The sequence below is a fragment of the Stenotrophomonas sp. 10L48 genome, from assembly GCF_056395105.1.
In genome coordinates this window covers 672592-693614 of sequence record NZ_JBFTIX010000001.1, presented here as the reverse complement: position 1 = coordinate 693614, position 21023 = coordinate 672592, and the positions used below count along the sequence as shown (strand labels likewise).

General features: G+C 66.9%; 21 protein-coding genes. 18 read left to right on the top strand and 3 right to left on the bottom strand.

Annotated features, from left to right (window positions below; all coding sequences use genetic code 11):
* Nucleotides 1-375: 375 nt before the first annotated feature.
* Entirely contained in the window at nt 376-2439 is a 2064-nt protein-coding gene (locus AC1DCU_RS03385) for a 3-hydroxyacyl-CoA dehydrogenase NAD-binding domain-containing protein (RefSeq protein WP_025877101.1), read from the bottom strand.
* Between the two features lie 235 nt (nt 2440-2674).
* Between AC1DCU_RS03385 and rpoE the strand changes: the two genes are divergently transcribed.
* The 9 genes from rpoE to recO all read left to right on the top strand — a co-directional run bounded on the left by rpoE (nt 2675) and on the right by recO (nt 11328).
* Nucleotides 2675-3295, top strand: coding sequence for an RNA polymerase sigma factor RpoE (gene rpoE / locus AC1DCU_RS03380; RefSeq protein WP_025877103.1), 621 nt, complete (start codon nt 2675-2677; stop codon nt 3293-3295).
* On the top strand, nt 3292-4167 hold the full coding sequence (locus tag AC1DCU_RS03375) for a sigma-E factor negative regulatory protein (protein ID WP_025877105.1): 876 nt from the start codon (nt 3292-3294) through the stop codon (nt 4165-4167). The genes rpoE and AC1DCU_RS03375 overlap by 4 nt, the downstream gene beginning before the upstream one ends.
* Nucleotides 4168-4243: 76 nt before the next feature.
* A complete protein-coding gene (locus tag AC1DCU_RS03370) occupies nt 4244-5782 on the top strand; it encodes a DegQ family serine endoprotease (protein ID WP_442252308.1) in 1539 nt (512 codons plus the stop codon).
* Nucleotides 5783-5966: 184 nt separating this feature from the next.
* On the top strand, nt 5967-7760 hold the full coding sequence (gene lepA / locus AC1DCU_RS03365) for a translation elongation factor 4 (protein ID WP_080148860.1): 1794 nt from the start codon (nt 5967-5969) through the stop codon (nt 7758-7760).
* A 54-nt stretch (nt 7761-7814) separates the two neighbouring features.
* Nucleotides 7815-8609, top strand: a complete 795-nt coding sequence (gene lepB, locus AC1DCU_RS03360) for a signal peptidase I (protein WP_025877111.1) — start codon at nt 7815-7817, stop codon at nt 8607-8609.
* Between the two features lie 34 nt (nt 8610-8643).
* Nucleotides 8644-9027, top strand: a complete 384-nt coding sequence (locus AC1DCU_RS03355; RefSeq protein ID WP_025877113.1) for a DUF4845 domain-containing protein — start codon at nt 8644-8646, stop codon at nt 9025-9027.
* Nucleotides 9017-9697, top strand: coding sequence for a ribonuclease III (gene rnc, locus AC1DCU_RS03350; protein WP_025877115.1), 681 nt, complete (start codon nt 9017-9019; stop codon nt 9695-9697). The genes AC1DCU_RS03355 and rnc overlap by 11 nt, the downstream gene beginning before the upstream one ends.
* Nucleotides 9694-10590 carry a GTPase Era gene (gene era, locus AC1DCU_RS03345; protein ID WP_025877117.1) on the top strand — a complete coding sequence of 299 codons (897 nt, stop codon included), beginning with the start codon at nt 9694-9696 and terminating at the stop codon, nt 10588-10590. The genes rnc and era overlap by 4 nt, the downstream gene beginning before the upstream one ends.
* A gap of 18 nt (nt 10591-10608) precedes the next feature.
* Entirely contained in the window at nt 10609-11328 is a 720-nt protein-coding gene (recO, locus tag AC1DCU_RS03340; RefSeq protein WP_442252306.1) for a DNA repair protein RecO, read from the top strand.
* Nucleotides 11329-11872: 544 nt separating this feature from the next.
* On the opposite strand, the gene AC1DCU_RS03335 is transcribed toward recO, so the two are convergent.
* Entirely contained in the window at nt 11873-12595 is a 723-nt protein-coding gene (locus AC1DCU_RS03335) for an Hpt domain-containing response regulator (RefSeq protein WP_025879186.1), read from the bottom strand.
* A gap of 128 nt (nt 12596-12723) precedes the next feature.
* On the opposite strand from AC1DCU_RS03335, the gene rlmD reads away from it, so the two are divergent.
* Nucleotides 12724-14058: a 23S rRNA (uracil(1939)-C(5))-methyltransferase RlmD gene (gene rlmD / locus AC1DCU_RS03330; RefSeq protein WP_442252219.1), complete on the top strand. Its 1335-nt coding sequence runs from the start codon at nt 12724-12726 to the stop codon at nt 14056-14058.
* Between the two features lie 60 nt (nt 14059-14118).
* Here the strand turns inward: rlmD and AC1DCU_RS03325 are convergent, their stop codons facing one another.
* Complete coding sequence (locus tag AC1DCU_RS03325) at nt 14119-14739, bottom strand: hypothetical protein (protein WP_442252218.1); 621 nt, start codon at nt 14737-14739, stop codon at nt 14119-14121.
* 94 nt (nt 14740-14833) lie between these two features.
* Between AC1DCU_RS03325 and AC1DCU_RS03320 the strand changes: the two genes are divergently transcribed.
* From AC1DCU_RS03320 to AC1DCU_RS03285, 8 genes are all read left to right on the top strand, one after another.
* Nucleotides 14834-15319 carry a CYTH domain-containing protein gene (locus AC1DCU_RS03320; RefSeq protein WP_312401661.1) on the top strand — a complete coding sequence of 162 codons (486 nt, stop codon included), beginning with the start codon at nt 14834-14836 and terminating at the stop codon, nt 15317-15319.
* Nucleotides 15320-15367: 48 nt separating this feature from the next.
* Nucleotides 15368-16075, top strand: a complete 708-nt coding sequence (locus AC1DCU_RS03315; protein WP_442252217.1) for a DsbA family oxidoreductase — start codon at nt 15368-15370, stop codon at nt 16073-16075.
* A gap of 162 nt (nt 16076-16237) precedes the next feature.
* Nucleotides 16238-17245: a beta-N-acetylhexosaminidase gene (gene nagZ, locus AC1DCU_RS03310; RefSeq protein ID WP_025879181.1), complete on the top strand. Its 1008-nt coding sequence runs from the start codon at nt 16238-16240 to the stop codon at nt 17243-17245.
* Nucleotides 17245-17799, top strand: a complete 555-nt coding sequence (locus AC1DCU_RS03305) for a hypoxanthine-guanine phosphoribosyltransferase (protein ID WP_025879180.1) — start codon at nt 17245-17247, stop codon at nt 17797-17799. The genes nagZ and AC1DCU_RS03305 overlap by 1 nt, the downstream gene beginning before the upstream one ends.
* Before the next feature lie 81 nt (nt 17800-17880).
* The gene (locus tag AC1DCU_RS03300) at nt 17881-18627 is read left to right on the top strand and encodes an S-methyl-5'-thioinosine phosphorylase (RefSeq protein ID WP_025879179.1); all 747 of its coding nucleotides are present in this window, start codon (nt 17881-17883) and stop codon (nt 18625-18627) included.
* 88 nt (nt 18628-18715) lie between these two features.
* Nucleotides 18716-18922 (top strand): transcription antiterminator/RNA stability regulator CspE, encoded by a 207-nt coding sequence (gene cspE / locus AC1DCU_RS03295; protein ID WP_019183439.1) that lies wholly within the window; start codon nt 18716-18718, stop codon nt 18920-18922.
* Between the two features lie 374 nt (nt 18923-19296).
* On the top strand, nt 19297-20565 hold the full coding sequence (locus tag AC1DCU_RS03290; RefSeq protein WP_033831732.1) for an FAD-dependent oxidoreductase: 1269 nt from the start codon (nt 19297-19299) through the stop codon (nt 20563-20565).
* A gap of 178 nt (nt 20566-20743) precedes the next feature.
* Nucleotides 20744-21013 carry a hypothetical protein gene (locus AC1DCU_RS03285; protein WP_025879177.1) on the top strand — a complete coding sequence of 90 codons (270 nt, stop codon included), beginning with the start codon at nt 20744-20746 and terminating at the stop codon, nt 21011-21013.
* The last annotated feature ends 10 nt before the right edge of the window (nt 21014-21023 follow it).

The following is a 21023-nucleotide window of genomic DNA, read 5'->3' as shown; positions in this document are numbered from 1 at the left end:
GGTGCTGTCCAGCCACGGAGAAGAAAAAAGAAAATCAAAATCAAACTCAAACGCCGGTCGCTTCGCTCGCATCCACGCATGGCGTGGACCAAGCGTGTCGACCAAGGTCGACACCTACCAGCTCCCGAAGGTCACCGACCGTCACCGGRAAWCTGTCASRGGTGGGGCGGTGTGGGCTTGCAGGACCGTTGGCGCCATGGATGGCGCCATCGAGCCCCCATGGACGGGTTTACGGCGTGTCCTGCCAACCCACACCCCCCCGCCCAACAAACAGAAAAGCCAGAGCCGGCTGTTGCTCCGGCTCTGGCTCTGGCTTCGGCTGTTGCTGTTGCTGTTGCCTACGCGGGTGCCGGGCCGCAGGCCCGGCTGATCACATCAAACCACCGGTTCGCGCAGTACCGGGTTGTCCCAGCCCGGGCGCGGTGCGAAGCGATCACCGTGGCGCTGCTGCAGCGCCTTCAGGCGCTCCACGATGGCATCGGCACCCACCGCACGGATGTGCTGGATCGGACCGCCGCGGAACGGTGCGAAACCGGTACCGAAGATCACGCCCGCGTCCAGCAGGTCCGCGTCGGCCACCACTCCTTCGTGCAGGCACGCCACCGCCTCGTTCAACAACGGCAGGATCAGGCGATCTTCCAGATCGGCAGGCGCCTGATAGTCGCGCGCCACGTCCGGCTTCTTGGCCCGGCCGTTCTCCCAGGTGTAGATGCCTTGGCCATCCTTCTTGCCGCGCTTGTCCGGTTCCACCGTCTGCAGCGCCGCCGGAATCTGCAGGCCCAGGAACGGGGCCAGTTCCTTGCCCACGCCAGCGGCCACGTCCAGGCCTACGGTGTCGATCAGTTCGATCGGGCCCATCGGCATGCCGAACTTCACCGCCGCCTTGTCGATCACCGGGCCCGGAATGCCTTCAGCGTATGCGGTGGCCGCTTCCAGCATGTACGGGAACAGCACGCGGTTGACCAAGAAGCCGGGCGTGCCGGCCACCGGCACCGGGAACTTGCCCAGCGCCTTGCAGAAGGCTGCCAGGCGACGCTCGGTTTCGGCCGCCATGCCGTCGTGATGGATGATCTCCACCAACGGCATCTGGGCCACCGGGTTGAAGTAATGCAGGCCGGCGAACTGCGCCGGGCGCTGGATGTGATCGCGCAGCTCCACCAGCGGAATCGACGAGGTGTTGGTGGTCAGCAACGCGTCGAGCTTCATCTTCGGCTCCAGCGTCTGGTACAGCGCACGCTTGGCTTCCGGGTTCTCGATGATCGCTTCGATGACCAGATCGGCCTGCGCCACGCCATTGCCTTCCAGGTCCGCACGCAGGCGCGCGGCGACGGCCGGACGCTTGCTCTCGTCACGCACCTTCTTGGCGAACAGTGCCTGCGCACGCTCCATGGCCGGGTCGATGAAGCGCTGCTCGCGGTCCTGCAGGGTCACTTCAAAACCCTTGTAGGCGGCCCACGCAGCAATGTCACCGCCCATCACGCCAGCACCGACCACGTGCACGTGGCGGATGCCGGAATCGCCACCGCCCAGGCCCTTCAGGCGTTCGGTGAGGAAGAAGATGCGGATCAGGTTGCGCGCGGTCGGCGTGCTGGCCAGCTTCACTACGGCGCGTCGTTCGGCATCCAGGCGTGCCTGCACCGGCTTGCCGCCGCTGCGCTGCCAGGTGCTGATCAACGCATACGGCGCCGGGTACTGGTCCTTCTTCGCCTTGCGTGCGACCTGCTTGACCATCTGCGGGGCCAGCAGCTGGCGTGCCGGCCAGGTATTGGTCGCCCAGGCCAGCGCACGCTGCTTGAACGGGCGGGTGGTGCCGGACAGTGCCAGCGCCACGGCGGTGTCGAGCACGACGGCCGGTGCCACCACCTTGTCGACCAGCCCGATGCCGCGTGCGGCCGAGGCCGACAGCGTGCGTCCGGTCAGCATCATGTCCATCGCCGCCGGTGCGCCGACCAGCTGCGGCAGGCGCGCGCTGCCACCCCAGCCAGGGAAGATGCCCAGTTGGGTTTCCGGCAGGCCGATGCGGGTGGAACTGTCATTGGATGCAACGCGATAACGGCAGGCCAGGGCCAGCTCGGTACCGCCGCCCAGGCAATGGCCATGGATGGCGGCCACGGTCGGGCAGGGCAGTTCTGCCAGCTTCTGGTAGGTCGACTGGCCGCGGCGGATGGCGTCGTTGACGGTGCCGCGGCGATCGAACTCCTGGAACTCCTTCAGGTCGGCACCGGCGATGAAGCCTGCCTTCTTGAGGGACTGGATCACCACGCCCTTCGGTGGGTCCATGGCGATGCGCTCCAGCAGGTCGCCCAGCTCCAGCAGCACATCCTGCGACATTGCGTTGACACTGCTGTCCTGACGATCCAGAGAGAGGACCACCACGCCATCGTCGCGGATCTCGGGGTGCCAGTGGCTGAAGCGGAGACCATCGAAGCTTGAGAGCATGGACGTTCCATCCGGTTGTGTATGGAGAAGGGGGCTATGATCCAGAGGTTGTTTCCCCCGCGTCAAATCCCAATAGCAGGGGTGTGGCGCCCCGGATCGCAGGCCTTGGACCGGAACGTTAACGGAACGGTGGTTAAAAGCTGGTGCGGCGCCAGGTGATCGGCGACTGAACTTTTCCCGGGATTGGCAGTCTCATTGCCCGACGTCGGTTGGGCTGACAGGAGTGCGGCCCCTCATGGCCGATGTTGATACACCTCAGGAGCTGGATCTGGAACTGGTCCGGCGCGTGCAGCACGGCGAGAGTGCCGCCTTCGATGTCCTGGTGCGCAAGTACCAGCATCGGGTCGTGGCCCTGGTCGGTCGCTACATCGCCGACTGGAGTGAATGTCAGGACGTGGCCCAGGACACTTTCATCCGTGCGTACCGTGCGATTGGAAGCTTCCGCGGCGACGCCCAGTTCTCAACCTGGTTGCATCGGATCGCCGTGAACACCGCCAAAAACCACCTGGCTTCGCACAATCGCCGCCCGCCGACCGATGACATCGACATCGGCGACGCCGAGCAGTTCGACAGCGGCACGCGCCTGCGCGACACCGATACGCCCGAGCGCGAGTTGATGCGCCAGGAACTGGAACAGACGGTGATGAAGGCCGTCAACGCGCTGCCGGAAGAACTCCGGTCGGCGATCACCCTGCGCGAGGTGGAAGGCCTGAGCTACGAGGAAATCGCGCAGAAGATGGGGTGCCCGATCGGCACCGTGCGTTCACGGATCTTCCGGGCGCGCGAGGCGATCGACACCGAACTCCGGCCGCTGCTGGACATCGGCAGTGCCACCCGCGAGAAGAGCCGTATATGACCCGCATTCCGAACAACGAATCGCACAACCACCAGTCTCCCGCCGGGCAACGCCTGGACGAACGCCATCGCCAGCAGTTGTCGGCGCTGGTCGACGGCGAGCTGGGGGCAGACGAGGCGCGCTTCCTGGTGCGCCGCATGGAACACGATCCGGAACTGGCTGGCTGCCAGGAACGCTGGCAGCTGCTGGGTGATGTCATGCGCGGCCAGGCGTCGCTGCTGGCACCGGCCGGTTTCAGCGCCGCCGTGGCTGCCGCCATCGCCGCCGAGCCCGCACCGCTGGCCGAGCCGAAGCGTCAGGCCCGCCGTAGTGGTTGGCGTGCATGGGGCGGCGGTGCGCTGGCCGCTTCGGTTGCCGCCGTAGCGCTGTTCGTCGGCCGCGAAAAACTGCAGGAGGCGCCGCCGGTGGATGTCTCCGCACCGCAGGTGATCGCCAGCCAGGCGCAGTTGCCGCCGGCATCGGAGCAACCGGCTGCCGTCACCGAGGCGTCTGTGGACACTGCTGCGATGGCCGTGGCCAGCGTGCCGGCGGTGGCCATGGCCGCCGCCAGCCGTCGCCAGGATGTGCGCCGCGCCAGCGCCACCCGCAGCCAGCAGGCCGCACGCGTGGCCCAGCGCGATGACGTACCGCTGCGCGCGGTTGCCAGCCAGGCGCCGCTGACCCCGACCATGCCCGCCGGTAGCGCGCGCAATCTGCCCTTTGGCGAGGTCGGCAACCTGCAGGCACGGCCGTGGCCGCGCTCCAGCCTGGCGCCCGCCGCCGGTGGCGCCCTCAATGCCAGTTTCCCGGCCCATGCCGGTGGCGCTGCGTTCTATCCGTTCGAGCCACGCCTGCAGGACGACCTGCCGGCGTCGCAACGCCCGCGCGACTGAGCCGGGTACCGTTCCACGCCCCGCCGTCGGCGGGGCGCTTCTTTCCCTTTCCATCCGACCCGGAGGTTGCCGTCCGATGACTCCCCGACTCCGCACGCATGCCATTGGCCTGTTCGCCCTGACCCTGCCGCTGGTGGCCTGTGCCCAACCGGCGGCGCCTGCCGCCCAGCCGCAGGCCGCCGCCGCCGCTGCGGCCCCACGCGCACCGGCGCAGCCGTTGGTCAGCGGTCTGCCTGACTTCACCAACCTGGTTGAGCAGGTCGGCCCCGGTGTGGTCAACGTCGACACCACCATCGTCCGCAGCAACCGCCAGGCCCGGGGCGGCATGGGCCCGGGTGATGACGAGATGCCCGAGTTCTTCCGCCGCTTCTTCGGCCCGGATTTCCCGATGCCCGGGCAGGGCCCTGGCGGGCAGGACGGCGGCCCCAGCATCAAGGGCCGCGGCATGGGCTCGGGCTTCATCATTTCGCCTGACGGCTACGTGCTGACCAATTACCACGTGGTCGCCGACGCCAGCGAAGTGAAGGTCAAGCTCGGCGATCGTCGCGAGTTCACCGCCAAGGTGATCGGCAGCGACCAGCAGTACGACGTCGCCCTGCTGAAGATCGACGGCAAGAACCTGCCGACCGTGCGCGTGGGGGATTCCAACAGCCTGAAGCCCGGTCAGTGGGTTGTCGCGATCGGCTCGCCGTTCGGCCTCGACCACTCGGTTACCGCTGGCGTGGTCAGTGCCCTCGGCCGCAACACCGGTGGGCCGGACCAGCGCTATGTGCCGTTCATCCAGACCGACGTGGCGATCAACCAGGGTAATTCCGGCGGCCCGCTGCTGAACACCCGTGGTGAAGTGGTCGGCATCAATTCGCAGATCTTCTCGGCCTCGGGTGGCTACATGGGCATCAGCTTCGCGATCCCGATCGATCTGGCGATGAGCGCGGTCGAGCAGATCAAGAAGACCGGCAAGGTCACCCGTGGCCAGCTCGGCGCGGTGGTGCAGGAAATCGACGGCCTGAAGGCGCAGGCGATGGGCCTGCCCGACAGCCGCGGTGCGCTGGTCAACCAGATCGTGCCGGACAGCGCTGCGGCCAAGGCCGGGGTCAAGATCGGTGACGTGATCCGCACGGTGAACGGTGCGCCGGTCAACAGCTGGTCCGATCTGCCGCCGCTGATCGGTGCGATGGCACCGGGCAGCCGCGTCACCCTGGGCGTGATCCGCGATGGCAAGCCGCGTGACCTGAGCGCGACCCTGACCGCTCTGGCCGAGGACGCGCAGGGCAATGGCCGCAGCCCGTCCGCAGGCAATGACACGGCGGCTCCGCAGGCCGGCGCCAATGCCCTGCTGGGGTTGGACGTTGCCGACCTGACTGCGCCGCAGCGCAAGCAGCTGGGCCTGGAGGCGGGTGAAGGTGTCCGCATCACCGCCGTGAAGGGCGAGGGCGCCCGTGATGCCGGCCTGTCCGGGGGCATGGTGATCCTGCAGGTGGCCAGTACCCCGGTCGGCAGCGTTGAAGCCCTGAACCGCGCGCTGTCCGGCTATAAGAAGGGCGATGTGGTCATGCTGCTGGTCCGTACCGGCAGCGGCAACAGCGCCTTCGTCGCGGTCAAGGCCGGCCCGTAACAACCGATGGCCGCCTTCACGGCGGCCCTCGTGGTGTCCCCGAAGCCCCGCCCTGGCGGGGCTTCGGCCATTCCGGGGCCGTGCCGGCAGGCCAACCACGCGGCGGCCCTCCGGGCATGCGATAATCGACCGTTACCCTGACGACGCCGCGCGCCGCCGCCACCTCTCTATGTCCTCTGATTCGATGCGGAACATCCGCAACTTCTCCATCATCGCCCACGTCGACCACGGCAAGTCCACGCTGGCCGATCGCATCATCCAGCTCTGTGGCGGCCTCCAGGCCCGCGAGATGGAAGCGCAGGTGCTCGACTCCAACCCGATCGAGCGCGAGCGTGGCATCACCATCAAGGCGCAGTCGGTGTCGCTGCCGTACGTGGCGAAGGACGGCCAGACCTACCACCTGAACTTCATCGACACCCCCGGCCACGTCGACTTCTCCTATGAAGTCAGCCGCTCGCTGGCCGCCTGCGAGGGCGCGCTGCTGGTGGTCGATGCGGCCCAGGGCGTGGAAGCGCAGTCGGTGGCCAACTGCTACACCGCGGTGGAGCAGGGGCTGGAAGTGGTGCCGGTGATCAACAAGATCGACCTGCCCACCGCCGATATCGAGCGCGCCAAGGCCGAGATCGAGGCCGTGATCGGCATCGATGCCAGCGACGCCGTGCCGGTCAGCGCCAAGACCGGCCTGAACGTGGTCGACGTGCTGGAAGCGATCGTGCATCGCATTCCGCCGCCGGTGCCGCGCGATACCGACAAGCTGCAGGCGCTGATCATCGACTCGTGGTTCGACAACTACCTGGGCGTGGTCTCGCTGGTGCGCGTGATGCAGGGCGAGATCAAGGCCGGTGACAAGCTGCAGGTGATGTCCACCGGCCGCAACCACCAGGTCGACAACGTCGGTGTGTTCACCCCGAAGCGCAAGGTGCTGCCGGCACTGCGCGCGGGCGAAGTGGGCTGGGTCACCGCCAGCATCAAGGACGTGCACGGCGCGCCCGTCGGTGACACCCTGACCCTGGCCGGCGATCCGGCACCGAAGCCGCTGCCCGGCTTCCAGGAAATGCAGCCGCGCGTGTTCGCCGGCCTGTTCCCGGTCGATGCCGAGGACTACCCGGACCTGCGCGAAGCGCTGGACAAGCTGCGCCTGAACGATGCCGCGCTGCGCTTCGAGCCGGAAAGCTCCGAAGCGATGGGCTTCGGTTTCCGTTGCGGCTTCCTCGGCATGCTGCACATGGAAATCGTGCAGGAGCGCCTGGAGCGCGAATACAACCTGGACCTGATCAGCACCGCGCCGACGGTGGTGTATGAAGTCCTGAAGACCGATGGCACGATCATCAACATGGACAACCCGGCCAAGCTGCCGCCGGTGAACCATGTGCAGGAGATCCGCGAGCCGATCATCCGCGCCAACGTGCTCACCCCCGAGGAGTACATCGGCAACATCATCAAGCTGTGCGAAGAAAAGCGTGGCAGCCAGCTCGGCATCAACTACCTGGGCAGCCAGGTGCAGATCAGCTACGAGCTGCCGATGGCCGAAGTGGTGCTGGACTTCTTCGACAAGCTGAAGTCGGTCAGCCGTGGCTATGCTTCGCTGGACTACCACTTCGTGCGCTTCGATGCCGGTCCGTTCGTGCGCGTGGACGTGCTGATCAATGGCGACAAGGTCGATGCGCTGTCGCTGATCGTGCACCGCAGCCATGCCGATCGTCGTGGCCGCGAGCTGTGCGAGAAGATGAAGGACCTGATCCCGCGCCAGCAGTTCGACGTGGCCATCCAGGCCGCCGTCGGCTCGCAGATCATCTCGCGCACCACGGTCAAGGCCATGCGCAAGAACGTTCTGGCCAAGTGCTATGGTGGCGACGTTTCGCGCAAGAAGAAGCTTCTGGAAAAGCAGAAGGAAGGCAAGAAGCGCATGAAGCAGGTCGGCCGCGTGGAAATTCCGCAGGAAGCCTTCCTGGCCGTGCTGCAGATGGACAACAAATAAGCCCCGAAACCGGCCTTCGGGCCGATCGTCCGGTGACGTTGCAAAGGACCCTGAATGAAACTGTTTGAGATCCTCCTGGTCGTGCTGACCCTGGCCTCCGGCCTGATCCTGCTGGCCGACAAGCTGTACCTGGCCAAGCGTCGCGCCCAGCGCGCCGGCCTGCTCGACACCGAGCCGGTGCTGGTGGACTACTCGCGTGCGTTCTTCCCGGTGCTGGCGATCGTGCTCATCGTGCGCAGCTTCATCGCCGAGCCGTACAAGATCCCGTCCAGCTCGATGATGCCGAACCTGCTGATCGGCGATTTCATCCTGGTCAACAAGTTCTCCTATGGCCTGCGCCTGCCGATCACCAACACCCGCTTCGTGCCGGTCGGCGATCCGGCCCGTGGTGACGTGGTGGTCTTCCACTTCCCCGGCCATGGCGACAACGACCCGGCCAAGGGCGAGAACTTCATCAAGCGCGTGATCGGCGTGCCGGGCGACACCGTCGTGTTCGAAGGCGACGGGGTGATCCTCAACGGCGAACCGCTGAAGTACGACAACAAGGGGATCTATGCCGGCCACAAGGGCCAGGGTGAGGGCGCCAACCTGCTGGTCGAGCACCTGCCGGGCCGCACCCACACCGTGCTGGAGACCGACTATCCGCGTGGCCAGGGCCAGTGGACCGTGCCGGCTGGCAAGTACCTGGTGATGGGCGACAATCGCGACAACAGCGACGACGGCCGTTTCTGGGGCCTGCTGCCGGAAGAGAACCTGCGCGGCAAGGCATTCCTGATCTGGCTGAACTGCCAGGGCTGGTTCTGCAAGGACGGCTTCGAACCGTCGCGGATCGGCTCGAGCATCAACTGACTTCACATCCACTCGCGTATCTGGGGAGAACGCAATGAAGACGATGAACACGCAGCGCGGCATGACCCTGACCTCGTTCCTGACGGTCCTGATCGTGGTTGGCTTCTTCCTCTACATCGGCATGAAGCTGTTCCCGATGTACCAGGAGTATTACGCGGTGCGCTCGGCGATGAAGAGCCTGGCCAAGGAACCGGGCATCGGCAGCATGGCGCCGGCCAACATCCAGGAACTGTTCTTCAAGCGGCTGTACATCAACTACTCGGACAACGTGAAGCCGGCCAACGTCAAGTTCGACCGTCGCGACAATGGCTGGACCCTCAAGGTCAACTACGAAGTGCGCCGCCAACTGGTCGGCAACCTGGATGTGGTTGGCAAATTCGATTCTTCCCAGGACCTGACCCGTAGCGGTGCCGAATAAATCTTTCCAACGTGAAGACCTGATCGGTCACGCCTTCCGCGACCCAGACCTGCTCAAGCAGGCGCTGACCCATCGCAGTGCCGGCGCGCCGCATAACGAGCGGCTGGAGTTCCTTGGCGACAGCATCGTCAACATGATGGTCGCCGAGGCGTTGTACCTGCGCTGGCCCAAGGCGGACGAAGGCGCGATGACCCGCGCCCGCGCCGAGCTGGTCCGCGAGGGTGCGCTGGCGGTGATCGCGCGGACCCTGCAGCTGGGTGACCGGCTGACGATGGGCCCCGGCGAAATGAAGTCCGGCGGCCATCGCCGTGACTCGACCCTGGCCGATGCATTCGAGGCCGTGGTTGCTGCGATCTACCTGGACGCGGGTTTTGAAGCCTGCCGGGCGATGGTCCTGCCCTGGTTTGCCGCCTCGATGGAGGCGCTGCCGGCCACCGGGCGACCGGAGAAGGACCCCAAGACCCGCCTGCAGGAATGGCTGCAGGGCCGACAGAAGGCGTTGCCACAGTACGAACTGGTGTCAGAATCCGGTGACGACCACGCCAAACACTTCCGGGTACGCTGCAACGTAGCCGACCCCGCCGCCAGCACCGAGGGCGAAGGCTCCTCGCGGCGGATTGCCGAACAACAAGCGGCTGCGGCCGTCCTTGAACAACTGGATTCCAAGTGAGCGAACAAACTCCCCATCATTGCGGCAGCGTGGCCGTCATCGGCCGCCCCAACGTGGGCAAATCGACCCTGACCAATGCCTTGGTCGGGGCCAAGGTCAGCATCGTGTCCAACCGGCCGCAGACCACCCGTCACCGCCTGCTGGGCATCGCCACCTACCCGGAAGGGCAGCTGGTGCTGGTCGACACGCCCGGCCTGCACAAGGTGCAGAAGCGGGCGATGAACCGGGTCATGAACCGCGCTGCCCGCGGCTCGCTGGAAGGCGTCGACGCCGGCCTGCTGGTGATCGAAGCCGGTCGCTGGGACGAAGAGGACAGCCTGGCCTTCAACGTGCTGCGCGACGCCGGTATCCCGGTGGTGCTGGTGGTCAACAAGATCGACCGCATGAAGGACAAGGGCGCACTGCTGCCGTTCCTGCAGGAAGTGACCGCCGGCCGTGATTTCTCGTCGGTGCATCCGATTTCGGCGCAGAAGCGCAACGGCCTGGAAGCCCTGGTCCGTGACGTGCTGGCGCTGTTGCCGGAAGCCCCGCCGATGTTCGGCGAAGACGAGATCACCGACCGCAGTCAGCGCTTCCTGGCCGGCGAACTGGTGCGTGAACAGCTGATGCGCCAGTTGGGCGAAGAGCTGCCGTACGCCACCACGGTGGAGATCGAGCGCTTCACCGAGGACGGCAACCTGCTGCGCATCGGTGCGGTGATCTGGGTCGAGCGCGAAGGCCAGAAGGCGATCGTGATCGGCAAGGGCGGCACCCGCCTGAAGGAGATCGGGGCCAAGTCCCGCCTGCAGATGGAGCGTCTGTTCGGTGCCAAGGTGTTCCTGGAAACCTGGGTGCGCGTGCGTGAGGGCTGGTCCGATGACGAGGCCGCGCTGAAGGCCTTCGGCTACGAATAAGCCGCGACGGTCGCTTCGATGCTGATCGAGGACGACACCGGCTTCGTGCTGCATGCGCGGGCCTATCGCGAGACCAGCCTGCTGGTCGAGGTATTGAGCGCCGAGCACGGCCGGATCGGCCTGCTCGCGCGCGGTGTTTCCACGGCCAAGGGCCAGGTGCTGCGAGCGGCCCTGCAGCCACTGCAGTGGATCCGCTTCAGCGCGCTGCAGCGTGGCGAACTGGCCCAGCTGCGCGGTGCTGAAGCGCTGGATGTGGCGCCGCGCCTGCTCGGCCAGGCCATGCTGGCCGGGTTCTATCTCAGCGAGTTGACCCTGCGCCTGGCACCGCGCCATGACCCGCTGCCGGAGTTGTACCTGGCCTTTGGTGAGGCGCGTGCGCGCCTGGCCGTGGGGGCCGGATTGGCCTGGACCCTGCGCCGTTTCGAACGCGAGCTGCTGGCGGCGCTGGGCGTGGGTTTCGATCTGGAGACCGCCAGCGATGGCCAGCCGATTGACCCGGCGGCGCGCTATGAACTGGACCCGCAGGAAGGACCGCAGCGCCTGCTCAGCGAGCGTGGCGGCGAGCGTCGCGCAGCGGCTACCGGCTCGGCACTATTGGCCCTGGCAACCGACGACGAACCGGGCGCAGCCGATCTGGCCAGCCTGCGCCTGCCGATGCGGCGGGTGCTGGCCCATCACCTGGGCGCGCGCGGGTTGAAGTCGTGGGAGATGCTGGAGCAGCTGACACCCCGGCGTTGAGGGGTGTTCGGCAGGGCTTGCAGCCCTGCACCTGCCGAATCAACGTCAACGTCAACGGCAAAAGCTGGCTATCCGTGGGTAGGCGGGGTGGGTCCGGTAGCGGGGGACGCCGTAAACCCATCCCTGGGGGCTTGGCCGCGGCATCCATGCCGCGGACACCCCCGCAACCGGACCCACCCCGCCTTCGACAATTGTCCGCGAGCTGTCGGAACGGCTTCCGCCTCTGGTAGGTGTCGACCTTGGTCGACACGTAGATCCACGCCATGCGTGGATGCTCTTCGATCCAATATCGAAATATTCGATTTCGATGGAGATACATCCACGCATGGCGTGGATCTACCAGATCGCGGAAATCTGTCAGAGGTGGGGCGGTGTCGGAGTGCGGGGTGTCAGCCGCATGGATGCGGCTGCCAAGCCCCCATGGATGGGTTCACGGCGTCCCCGCACTCCGACACCGCCTCGCCATCCCACGGGATGCACGCTTTTGACGTTGAATTTGACGTCAGCTTCGGCGGGTGCAGGGCGCAGCCCTGCCGACCAACCCTCAGTGCAGCAGGGCAGCCACCGCCGCGCGGAACCCCGCCTGTGCCTGCCCCGATTCGGGCGTGTGATGCAGCTGCCGTACCGCACGTGCCAGTCGCGCTGCACCCACGAACCCGCAGCTGGCCTGCAACCGGTGCAGCTGGCTGCGCAGCTGGCGCTCGTCATGCTGGTCCACCGCCTGTTCGACCGCATCGCGCACGCCCGGCAGTTCGGCCAGGAACAGCTCGCGCAGGGCGATCAGGTGGTTGCGTTGGCCATTGAGCGCGGCCAGGGCGGCGGTTTCGTCCCAGTCCTCCAGGGCCAGCTCGACCGCCGCCGGCGGCACCGTGGAACCGGCGGGGCTGTTGACCAGCGCACGACGGACCGCCTTCAGCAGTTGGTCGCGGCCCAGCGGCTTGACCAGGGTGTCGCTGAAACCCGCCTCGCGCAGGCGGGCGTGAATGGCAGCATCGCCGTCGGCGGTATGCGCCAGCGCCGGGGTGTCCGGGTGCGAGCGGCGCAGCTGGTGCAACAGCTGGGCACCATTGCCATCCGGCAGGTTGACGTCGATCAGCCACAGATCGTGGGCACCGGGCTCGGCGCGCGCGAGGGCGCTGGCCAGTGAGTCGGCGGTATCCACATCCGCTGGTAACGTTTCCAACGCCGCTTTGAAAAAACCGCGGCTGATGATGTCGTCCTCGACAAGCAGGAAGCGGGGTCGACTGGCCCGCGGGGTCATCTGCATCAGGGCTGCCTCCATGTCAGCTGGGGTCAATCATCAAGCACGGCGGCGGCGGGCGCAAGCGGCCAGCGGCCCCGCTGGTCAGGATCTGCGACAATACGCCCCCACTTTTGCCCGCAGCCTGTTGCCACGTGGCCCGATCCCGCTCCCGCATCGACCGTACTCCCTTCCAGACCGAGATCCTCGACCTCAGCCATGATGGTCGCGGTGTTGCCCGCCGTGAAGGCGAGGGCGGCAAGGTCACCTTCATCAGCGGCGCCCTGCCTGGCGAAGTGGTGATGGCCGAACAGACCGCCCGCAGCCGCCACTTCGATGAGGCGCGCACGGTGGAAGTGCTGCAGGCCTCGCCGCAGCGGGTGACCCCCAATTGCCCGCATTTCGGCACCTGCGCCGGCTGCGTGCTGCAGCACCTGGACGAAGACCAGCAGATCGTCGCCAAGCAGCGCGTGCTGATGGACAACCTGGAGCGCATCGGCCATGTGAAGCCGGGCACCGTGCTGCCGCCGCTGGTGGGTGACAGCTGGGGCTACCGCCGCAAGGGCCGGTTCTCGGTGCGCCGGGTCGAGAAGAAGGACAAGACCCTGGTCGGCTTCCGCGAGCAGGACCCGCGCTTCGTCGCAGACCTGCAGCAGTGCCTGACCGTGATCCCGGAAATCGGCACCAAGGTGGAGGTGCTGTCGACCTTCATCGAATCCCTGGATGGCAAGCGCGACATCCCGCAGATCGAGTTCATCGCCGGTGACCAGGCCGTGGTGCTGACCGTGCGCCACCTGCAGCCGCTGAGTGATGCCGATCGGGCCGCCTGGGCGGCCTTTGGCCAACAGCACGGTTTTGTCATCTACCTGCAGTCGGGCGGCGTGGATACCGTGCAGCCGCTGGACGGGCAGGGCGTGGCGCTTTCGTTCCGGCTGGCGCCGTGGGATGTCGAACTGGCGTTCCGTCCGCTGGATTTCATCCAGGTCAATGCCAAGCTCAACGAGAAGATGATCGCCCACGCGCTGGACCTGCTTGAACCGGGTGCCGACGAGCGCGTGCTGGACCTGTTCTGTGGCCTGGGCAACTTCACCCTGCCGCTGGCGCGCAAGGTGCGCGAAGTGGTGGGCGTGGAAGGTGATGCCGGGCTGGTGGCGCGTGCGCGTGAGAACGCCGAGCGCAACGGGCTGGCCAACGCGCAGTTCTACAGCGCCGACCTCACCCAGGACCAGCGCAGCACGGCATGGATGCGCCAGGGCTTTGACAAGCTGCTGCTGGATCCGCCGCGTTCGGGCGCCATCGAAGTGCTGCAGCAGCTGCCGTTGAAGCAGTTCAAGCGCATCGTCTATGTCAGCTGCCATCCGGGCTCGCTGGCCCGCGATGCCGGCTACCTGGTCAACGAACAGGGCTTCACCCTGGTCAGCGCCGGTGCGATGGACATGTTCCCGCATACCGCGCACGTGGAAAGCATCGCGGTGTTCGAAAAGCGCTGATGCCTGCAGCGCCGGGGGCTGCCCGGCGCCTGCCTTGCCGCTTGCAGGCAGGCAATGCGGTCAGTCGGCCGGTGCGTTCTGCCACTGGCCGTCCACGCGCACGAAGGCCATGGACTGCTCGCCATGCTCGCTGCCGTCGCCTGCGCGCACGGTGCATTCGATGGCGGCCCTGTCGCTGGCGACCTCGCAGTTCCTCACTTCCTGCACCTGCAGGGTGCCGGCAGCCTGTTCGAAGCGTGCGCGCAGGGCTGGGTCGGCCTGCTGCTGCGCCTGCCCGGCGATCCGTTCGCGCAACAGCGCCTGCACCCTTTCCCGGGGCGGCGCCGGTACGGGCACATTGCGCTGGTCAGGCAGTGTCCACGCGCCATCCACCAGCGCCAGCCGCAGCAGCTGTGGTCGCGAGTTGATGCCTGCGCTGGCGGTGGCGATGCAATCGACGGCGTCGCCGGCCTCGGCGGGGGCACAGCTGTCCAGGGTCTGCAGACGGGGCCGGAACGTCTCGGCAACCAGGCGACTGCTGTCGCTGGCGGGGCGATCGGCAACGGCCTGGTCGAACATCCGGTCCATCGCAGCCTGTGCCTGCTGCAGCGAAGGTACGGTCGCCGATCCGGCGCTGGCAACGGCGCACGGCAGCAGCGCCGACAGGGCAAGACAGCGACGAAGGCGATGGGAAAGCGTCATGAGCGACCATTCCATGGTTGGGGGGCCGCGCAGTGTAGTCCTGCCCGTCGCCGCGCCGATAGGCAGCGTCTGGCGTGAGCCGCATACTGTGCCCATGGGCATCGAAATCGAACGCAAATTCCTCGTCACCCATGATGGGTGGCGCACCGCCGCGCACAGGGTCATCCCGATGGCGCAGGGCTACATCAACGATCTGGGCGCACTCGACCGCGGCACCCAGAACGCCTCGGTGCGGGTCCGCATTGAAGGCGACAAGGCCGCGCTGAACCTGAAGTCGCGCACCCTGGGCCATACCCGGCAGGAGTTCGACTATCCGATTCCGGTGCAGGATGCGCGCGACCTGCTGGCGCTGTGCGTCGGCGGCCTGATCGACAAGCGCCGCCATCTGGTCGAGTACGCCGGCCTGACCTGGGAAGTGGACGAGTTCCTCGGCGACAACGCTGGTCTGGTGGTCGCCGAGGTCGAGCTCGACAGCGCCAACCAGGCCATCGAGCTGCCGGATTGGATCGGCGCCGAAGTGACCGACGACGCCCGCTACTACAACGTCGCTCTGGCCAGCCGCCCCTATTCACAGTGGTGAAACCCTCCGTCCCCTTTTTTCGAGGGTGTCGGCCCCCATGTCGGGGGGATGAGAATCGACATCTACTCCGACGTGGTCTGCCCCTGGTGCTGGATCGGCAAGCATCGCTTCCAGCAGGGTGTGCAGTTCCTAGGCGCCGATGCGCCCGAACTCGAGATCCACTGGCAGCCGTTCCAGCTTGACCCCGATGCGGACGCCACCCCGGTGCCACTGCGCGAGGCCTATGTGCGCAAGTTCGGCGGTGCCGAGCGCACCGAGCAGATTCTGGGCCAGACCCAGACCGCTGCGCGGGCCGAGGGCCTGCCGATGGACTTCAGCCAGGGCCAGGTGCGGGTAACCACGCTGCCGGCGCATCGCCTGTTGTGGCTGGCTGGCCAGCACGGCGTGCAGGAGGCCGTCGGTGAGGCGCTGTTCCGCGCCCATTTCGAGCATGGACAGAATCTGGCCGACCCGGCAGTGCTGGTCGCGGCCGGCGCCGCCGGTGGCCTTGCCGCAGACGAGATCCAGCAAATGCTGGCCGGCGATCGTGGCCTGGCCGAAGTGGAAGCGAGCCTGGCGCAGGCCCATGCACTGGGTATCTCCTCGGTGCCCACCTTCGTCATCGATGGCCGCTGGGCGGTTTCCGGAGCCCAGCCCCCGGAGGCCTTCGCCAACGCGCTGCGCCAGATCGCCGCCGAGCAGGCGGCGGGGCAGGGCGCGGAGGGTGCCCCGGACGGCGGCGACGACGCCTGCGGCGCGGACGGCTGCAAGGTCTGACCGACCCGCAGAAGGGGACGGAGGGGATTGAGTCGCATCCGGCACCAGTGGGTCGATTGCGCCTTGATCCCCTCCGTCCCCCTTTTTGACCACTGCGCCTGTTGGCCGGTTCTGCGACAATGCGGCACTGCGCCATGCGGGCGCCCGTTGTGGAGATCGACCATGCTGCTGATCGGCGTTGCCGGTACTGAACTGACCGCCCAGGAACGTGAGTGGCTGCAGCACGATGCTGTGGCCGGGGTGGTGCTGTTCAAGCGCAACTTCGCTTCGCGGCAGCAGGTGACCGAACTGTCCGCGGCGATCCGCGCTGCCGCACCGCGCCCGCAGTTGATCTGCGTGGACCAGGAAGGCGGTCGCGTGCAGCGCTTCCGTGAGGGCTTCAGCGAACTGCCGCCGCTGCAGGACATCGGTGTCCAGTACGCCAGGGATCCCGACGCTGCGCTGGCATTGGCCGAGCAGCACGCCTGGCTGATGGCCAGTGAGGTCCGTGCCAGCGGCGTGGACCTGAGCTTCGCCCCGGTGGTCGACCTCGGCCGTGGCAATCGCGCCATCGGCAATCGTGCCTTCAGTGAAGACCCGCAGGTGGTGGCCGCGTTCACCGCTGCCTATGTGCGCGGCATGCATGCGGTCGGCATGGCCGCCACCCTCAAGCATTTCCCCGGCCATGGCACCGTGCTGGAAGACACCCACGTGGATACCGCGATCGATCCGCGTGCGCTGGATGAACTGCGCGCACAGGATCTGGTCCCGTTCACGGCCGGTATCGCCGCCGGCGCCGATGCGGTGATGATGGCGCATGTGATCTACCCGCAGGTCGCACCGGAACCCGCTGGTTACTCGCCGCGCTGGATCCAGCAGATCCTGCGTGGCGAGCTCGGCTTCCGCGGCGTGGTGTTCTCCGATGACATCGGCATGGCCGCCTCGCACAGCGCCGGTGGCGTGCCGGCACGCGTGCACGCACACCTGGATGCCGGCTGCGATGTGGTGCTCGTCTGCCACCCGGAGCTGGTCGATGAAGCCCTGCACGCCGTGCAGGGACGCTCCCTCAATACCGCTGCGCTGCTGGGCCTGCTCGGCCGCGGCGCGCTTGGCTGGGATGGCCTGCTGGCCGATGCCCGCCATGGCGACACCCAATCCCGTCTGCTGCAAACCCTTGGAAGAACCGTCTGATGCCGAACCTCACCATTTCCCAGGCCCTGGCCCAAGCCGACCTGCTGGTCGACCGCCCCACCATCGACAAGGCCATTGCCGGCATCGCCGACGCCATTGCGCGCGACTACCAGGGCGAGGTGCCGCTGTTCCTGTCGATCATGCACGGTGCGCTGCCGTTCGCCGGCCAGCTGGCACTGGAGCTGGGCGCGCGTGGCCAGGACGTGCAGTTCGATTACCTGCACGCCACCCGTTACCGCGGTGAGACCACCGGCGGCGACCTGGTGTGGAAGCACAAGCCGGCCACGGCGCTGTTCGGCCGCCGCGTGCTGCTGGTCGATGACATCCTCGACGAGGGTTACACCCTGCAGGGCGTGCGTACCTGGTGCCTGGAGCAGGGCGCGACCGACGTGCGCATTGCCGCGATGACCGTGAAGAAGCACGATCGCGCGCTGCCGGACGTCACCGCCGACTATGCCGGCATCGAGCTGCCGGATCGCTACGTGTTCGGTTTCGGCATGGACGTCAACGAAACCCTGCGCTGCGTGCCGGCCATCTACGCGATGAAGGAATAACAACGCGGCCGCCTGCGGCCTGCGTTTCCCGCCGCCGGCATCCTCGGGTGCCGGCGTTCTTTTTTCTCTGGAGTGCTTTCCATGCAACAGATCGCCCTGGCCGTGATTGGCGGTACCGGTGTCTACAACCTGGCCAAGCTTGACGACGTGCAGACCCACGAAGTCGACACCCGCTTCGGCAAGCCGTCCGGCCCGGTGCGGGTCGGGACATTGCTCGGTCATCGCGTGGCCTTCCTTGCACGCCATGGTGAAGGCCATTCGTTGCCGCCGCACAAGATCAACTACCGGGCCAACCTGGCCGCGCTGCAGCAGATCGGTGCGCAGCGGGTGCTGGCGCTGAACACGGTCGGTGGCATCGGTGACGATTTCGGGCCGCGCGTGCTGGCCTGCCCGGATCAGGTAATCGATTACACCTGGGGCCGCATCAGCACGATCTGCGAAGAAGAGGGCACCGACGTGGTGCACGTCGACTTCGGCCATCCGTATACGCCGATGCTGCGCAGCAAGATCCTGGCGGCGGCGAAGGTGACCGGTGTGAAGGTCCACGATGGCGGCTGCTATGGCGCGACCCAGGGCCCGCGGCTGGAAACCATCGCCGAGATCGCGCGCATGCGCCGCGATGGCTGCGATCTGGTCGGCATGACCGGCATGCCCGAAGCGGCGCTGGCGCGTGAGCTGGGGCTGGATTACGCCTGCCTGGCGATCGTTGCCAACTGGGCCGCCGGGTGCGGTGATGGTGAGGAGATCACCATGGCCGAAGTGCTCGCCAATGTGCAGGCCGCCAGCAACGGACTTCCGGAACTGGTCGGCGAATTGGCGCGGGGGTGATTGTCTTCGCGTAACAAGCTTTGCATACTCAGCTTGTGCGCGGGTTCAGCGTACACCACCCATTCATTGCATAAGGTCACGCATCACCATGCCGAACGGTACCGTCAAGTGGTTCAACGACGCCAAGGGATTTGGCTTCATCTCGCCGGAGGACGGCAGCGCCGACGTCTTCGCGCACTTCTCCGCGATCAACTCCAAGGGCTTCCGCAGTCTGCAGGAAGGCCAGAAGGTCACCTACGACGTGACCCAGGGCCCGAAGGGCGCCCAGGCCTCGAACATCGTTCCGGCCGAGTGATCCACTCGATAGTGCGTTGAAAACCCCGCTTCGGCGGGGTTTTTTTTGCTGGCCGTGAAGATGCTCTTGCGGCGGGAGCGCCTGTCCTTGCGTGCGAATGTCCCCCGGCGCCGGCCTGCGGCCATCGCCTCCTCCTTTACTGCGCACGCAAGGACAGGCGCTCCCGTTGCGGAATCGCGCGCGCCAACAGAGGCCATGAAAGCTGAGCGCTGCCACCATTGGCGGCTCTCCTGCGAAGTAAAGGAGGAGGCAGCCGCGCAGAGGCTGCCGGGGGACATTCGCAGGAGAGCCGGCAGTGGTGGCGGAGCCCGGCACATCTGCTCGGAAGAGGGGCAGCTGATGTACCGCCCCTGCGCCGATGGCACAATGCAGGCATGACGGAACGACTGCGCATCGCCGTGATTGGATACGGCACCGCTGGCCAGGCATTGGCCATCCTGCTCACCCGTGATGGCCACGAGGTGGAGATCTTCGAACGCGTGCCGACCCCCGGGCCGGTGGGTGCGGGATTCCTGCTGCAGCCCAGCGGACTGCAGGTGCTGTGGCAGATGGGCCTGCTTGAGGCCGTGCGTGGCTACGCCATGCCGGTGCGACGGCTGTATGGCGATACGCCGTGCGAGCGCGCGGTGATGGACATGGGCTATGACGGCCTGGATGCGCGACTGCACGGCATGGGCATGCAGCGCGGGGCGTTGTTCTCGGTGCTGGACCAGGCGCGTGAAGGCGCCGGCGAGCTGCACGTGGGCACGACCATCGTCGAGGTCGATCACCAGCAGGGGCGGCTGCGCGACAGCGACGGTCGCACGCACGGACCGTTCGATCTGGTGGTTGCCGCCGACGGCGCCGCCTCCACGCTGCGCAACGCCGTCGACGGTGGCGCGGCGCTGGACCGGGTGTACCCGTGGGGCGCGCTGTGGTGCCTGTTGCCGGCCGAAGACTGGCCGCACATGCAGCAGCTGCGGCAGCGCTACGTCGCCGCGCGCAAGATGATCGGCCTGCTGCCGGTGGGCACCCGACCCGGTGACGACACGCCTCGCCTGAGCTTTTTCTGGAGCCTGCCGCGTGCGGATTTCGACCGCTGGCAGGGCGACGGCATGGCGCCGTGGCTGGAAGAACTGCATGCGCTGTGGCCACAGGCGGGCGCGCGCTTCGCCCATCTGCGCGACGCCGGTCAGCTGGCGCGTGCGGTGTACCGCGATGCCGTGATGAAGCGTTGGCATCAGGGGCGGCTGGTGCTGGCAGGCGATGCAGCACATGCGATGAGCCCGCAGCTGGGGCAGGGCGTGAACATGGCGCTGCTGGATGCACTGGCACTGCGCGACGCGTTACGCACCCACGGTGGTGGCGAACCGGCATTGCAGGCCTACCAGGCGCAACGACGTGCGCATGTGGCGGTCTATCAGCGCTGGAGCCGCTGGCTGACGCCGCTGTTCCAGTCCGATCGCGATGCGTGGGCAAAGGCGCGCGATGTGCTGCTGGGGCCGATGGGACGACTGCCTGGCGGGCGTGGGCACATGCTGCGCGTGCTCAGCGGCACCCAGCACGGATGGCTGGGCGCGTTGCCGCTCGATCCGGCATTCATCCAGGCGCTTGCCGCTGCGCCCCTGCCGCTACAGGGCGTGGAAATGCCGGCCACCGCGTGAAGCCTTTCGTTACGGCACTTAACGATTGCCTCACCCCGTATGTGCGACAAGAGATGAGCACGCGGCAGCCGCGTCGCCCGCTTTCCTTTTCGTGATCGATCATCGCGTGGCCCGGGTGGCGCCGCCGTCGTTGCCTGCTGCGGCCCGGATGCGCCGCACGATGCACGAGGAGGATGCCATGTTGTTCGCGGTCGAGAAGCTGGAATCGGAAATCTGCAAGCTGCGCGGTCTGCTGCGGATGCTGCACGAGGACCAGCCCGACGTACTGGAAGATGTGTTCGAGTTTCATGTCGGCAGTCTGATCAGCCACGCATCACCGGAAAGCCACGGCCATATCCGCGCCTGCGCGCAGGAAATGCTGATGGCGATACAGGCACTGCCGCGCCACGCCGACGAGGCGACGCAGGATTTCAGCCTGATGCACGGAATCGCCGCCCGCCCGTCGTAATCCCGCGCAG

Coding starts and splice junctions, on each gene's coding strand:
- AC1DCU_RS03320 (WP_312401661.1), top strand. CDS start 14,834: ATGGGCATCGAAATCGAACGCAAATTCCTCGTCACCCATGATGGGTGG.
- lepA (WP_080148860.1), top strand. CDS start 5,967: ATGCGGAACATCCGCAACTTCTCCATCATCGCCCACGTCGACCACGGC.
- AC1DCU_RS03315 (WP_442252217.1), top strand. CDS start 15,368: ATGAGAATCGACATCTACTCCGACGTGGTCTGCCCCTGGTGCTGGATC.
- AC1DCU_RS03325 (WP_442252218.1), bottom strand. CDS start 14,739: ATGACGCTTTCCCATCGCCTTCGTCGCTGTCTTGCCCTGTCGGCGCTG.
- rpoE (WP_025877103.1), top strand. CDS start 2,675: ATGGCCGATGTTGATACACCTCAGGAGCTGGATCTGGAACTGGTCCGG.
- lepB (WP_025877111.1), top strand. CDS start 7,815: ATGAAACTGTTTGAGATCCTCCTGGTCGTGCTGACCCTGGCCTCCGGC.
- cspE (WP_019183439.1), top strand. CDS start 18,716: ATGCCGAACGGTACCGTCAAGTGGTTCAACGACGCCAAGGGATTTGGC.
- AC1DCU_RS03370 (WP_442252308.1), top strand. CDS start 4,244: ATGACTCCCCGACTCCGCACGCATGCCATTGGCCTGTTCGCCCTGACC.
- AC1DCU_RS03335 (WP_025879186.1), bottom strand. CDS start 12,595: ATGCAGATGACCCCGCGGGCCAGTCGACCCCGCTTCCTGCTTGTCGAG.
- AC1DCU_RS03305 (WP_025879180.1), top strand. CDS start 17,245: ATGCCGAACCTCACCATTTCCCAGGCCCTGGCCCAAGCCGACCTGCTG.
- AC1DCU_RS03385 (WP_025877101.1), bottom strand. CDS start 2,439: ATGCTCTCAAGCTTCGATGGTCTCCGCTTCAGCCACTGGCACCCCGAG.
- AC1DCU_RS03290 (WP_033831732.1), top strand. CDS start 19,297: ATGACGGAACGACTGCGCATCGCCGTGATTGGATACGGCACCGCTGGC.
- recO (WP_442252306.1), top strand. CDS start 10,609: ATGCTGATCGAGGACGACACCGGCTTCGTGCTGCATGCGCGGGCCTAT.
- AC1DCU_RS03375 (WP_025877105.1), top strand. CDS start 3,292: ATGACCCGCATTCCGAACAACGAATCGCACAACCACCAGTCTCCCGCC.
- AC1DCU_RS03300 (WP_025879179.1), top strand. CDS start 17,881: ATGCAACAGATCGCCCTGGCCGTGATTGGCGGTACCGGTGTCTACAAC.
- AC1DCU_RS03355 (WP_025877113.1), top strand. CDS start 8,644: ATGAAGACGATGAACACGCAGCGCGGCATGACCCTGACCTCGTTCCTG.
- nagZ (WP_025879181.1), top strand. CDS start 16,238: ATGCTGCTGATCGGCGTTGCCGGTACTGAACTGACCGCCCAGGAACGT.
- AC1DCU_RS03285 (WP_025879177.1), top strand. CDS start 20,744: ATGTTGTTCGCGGTCGAGAAGCTGGAATCGGAAATCTGCAAGCTGCGC.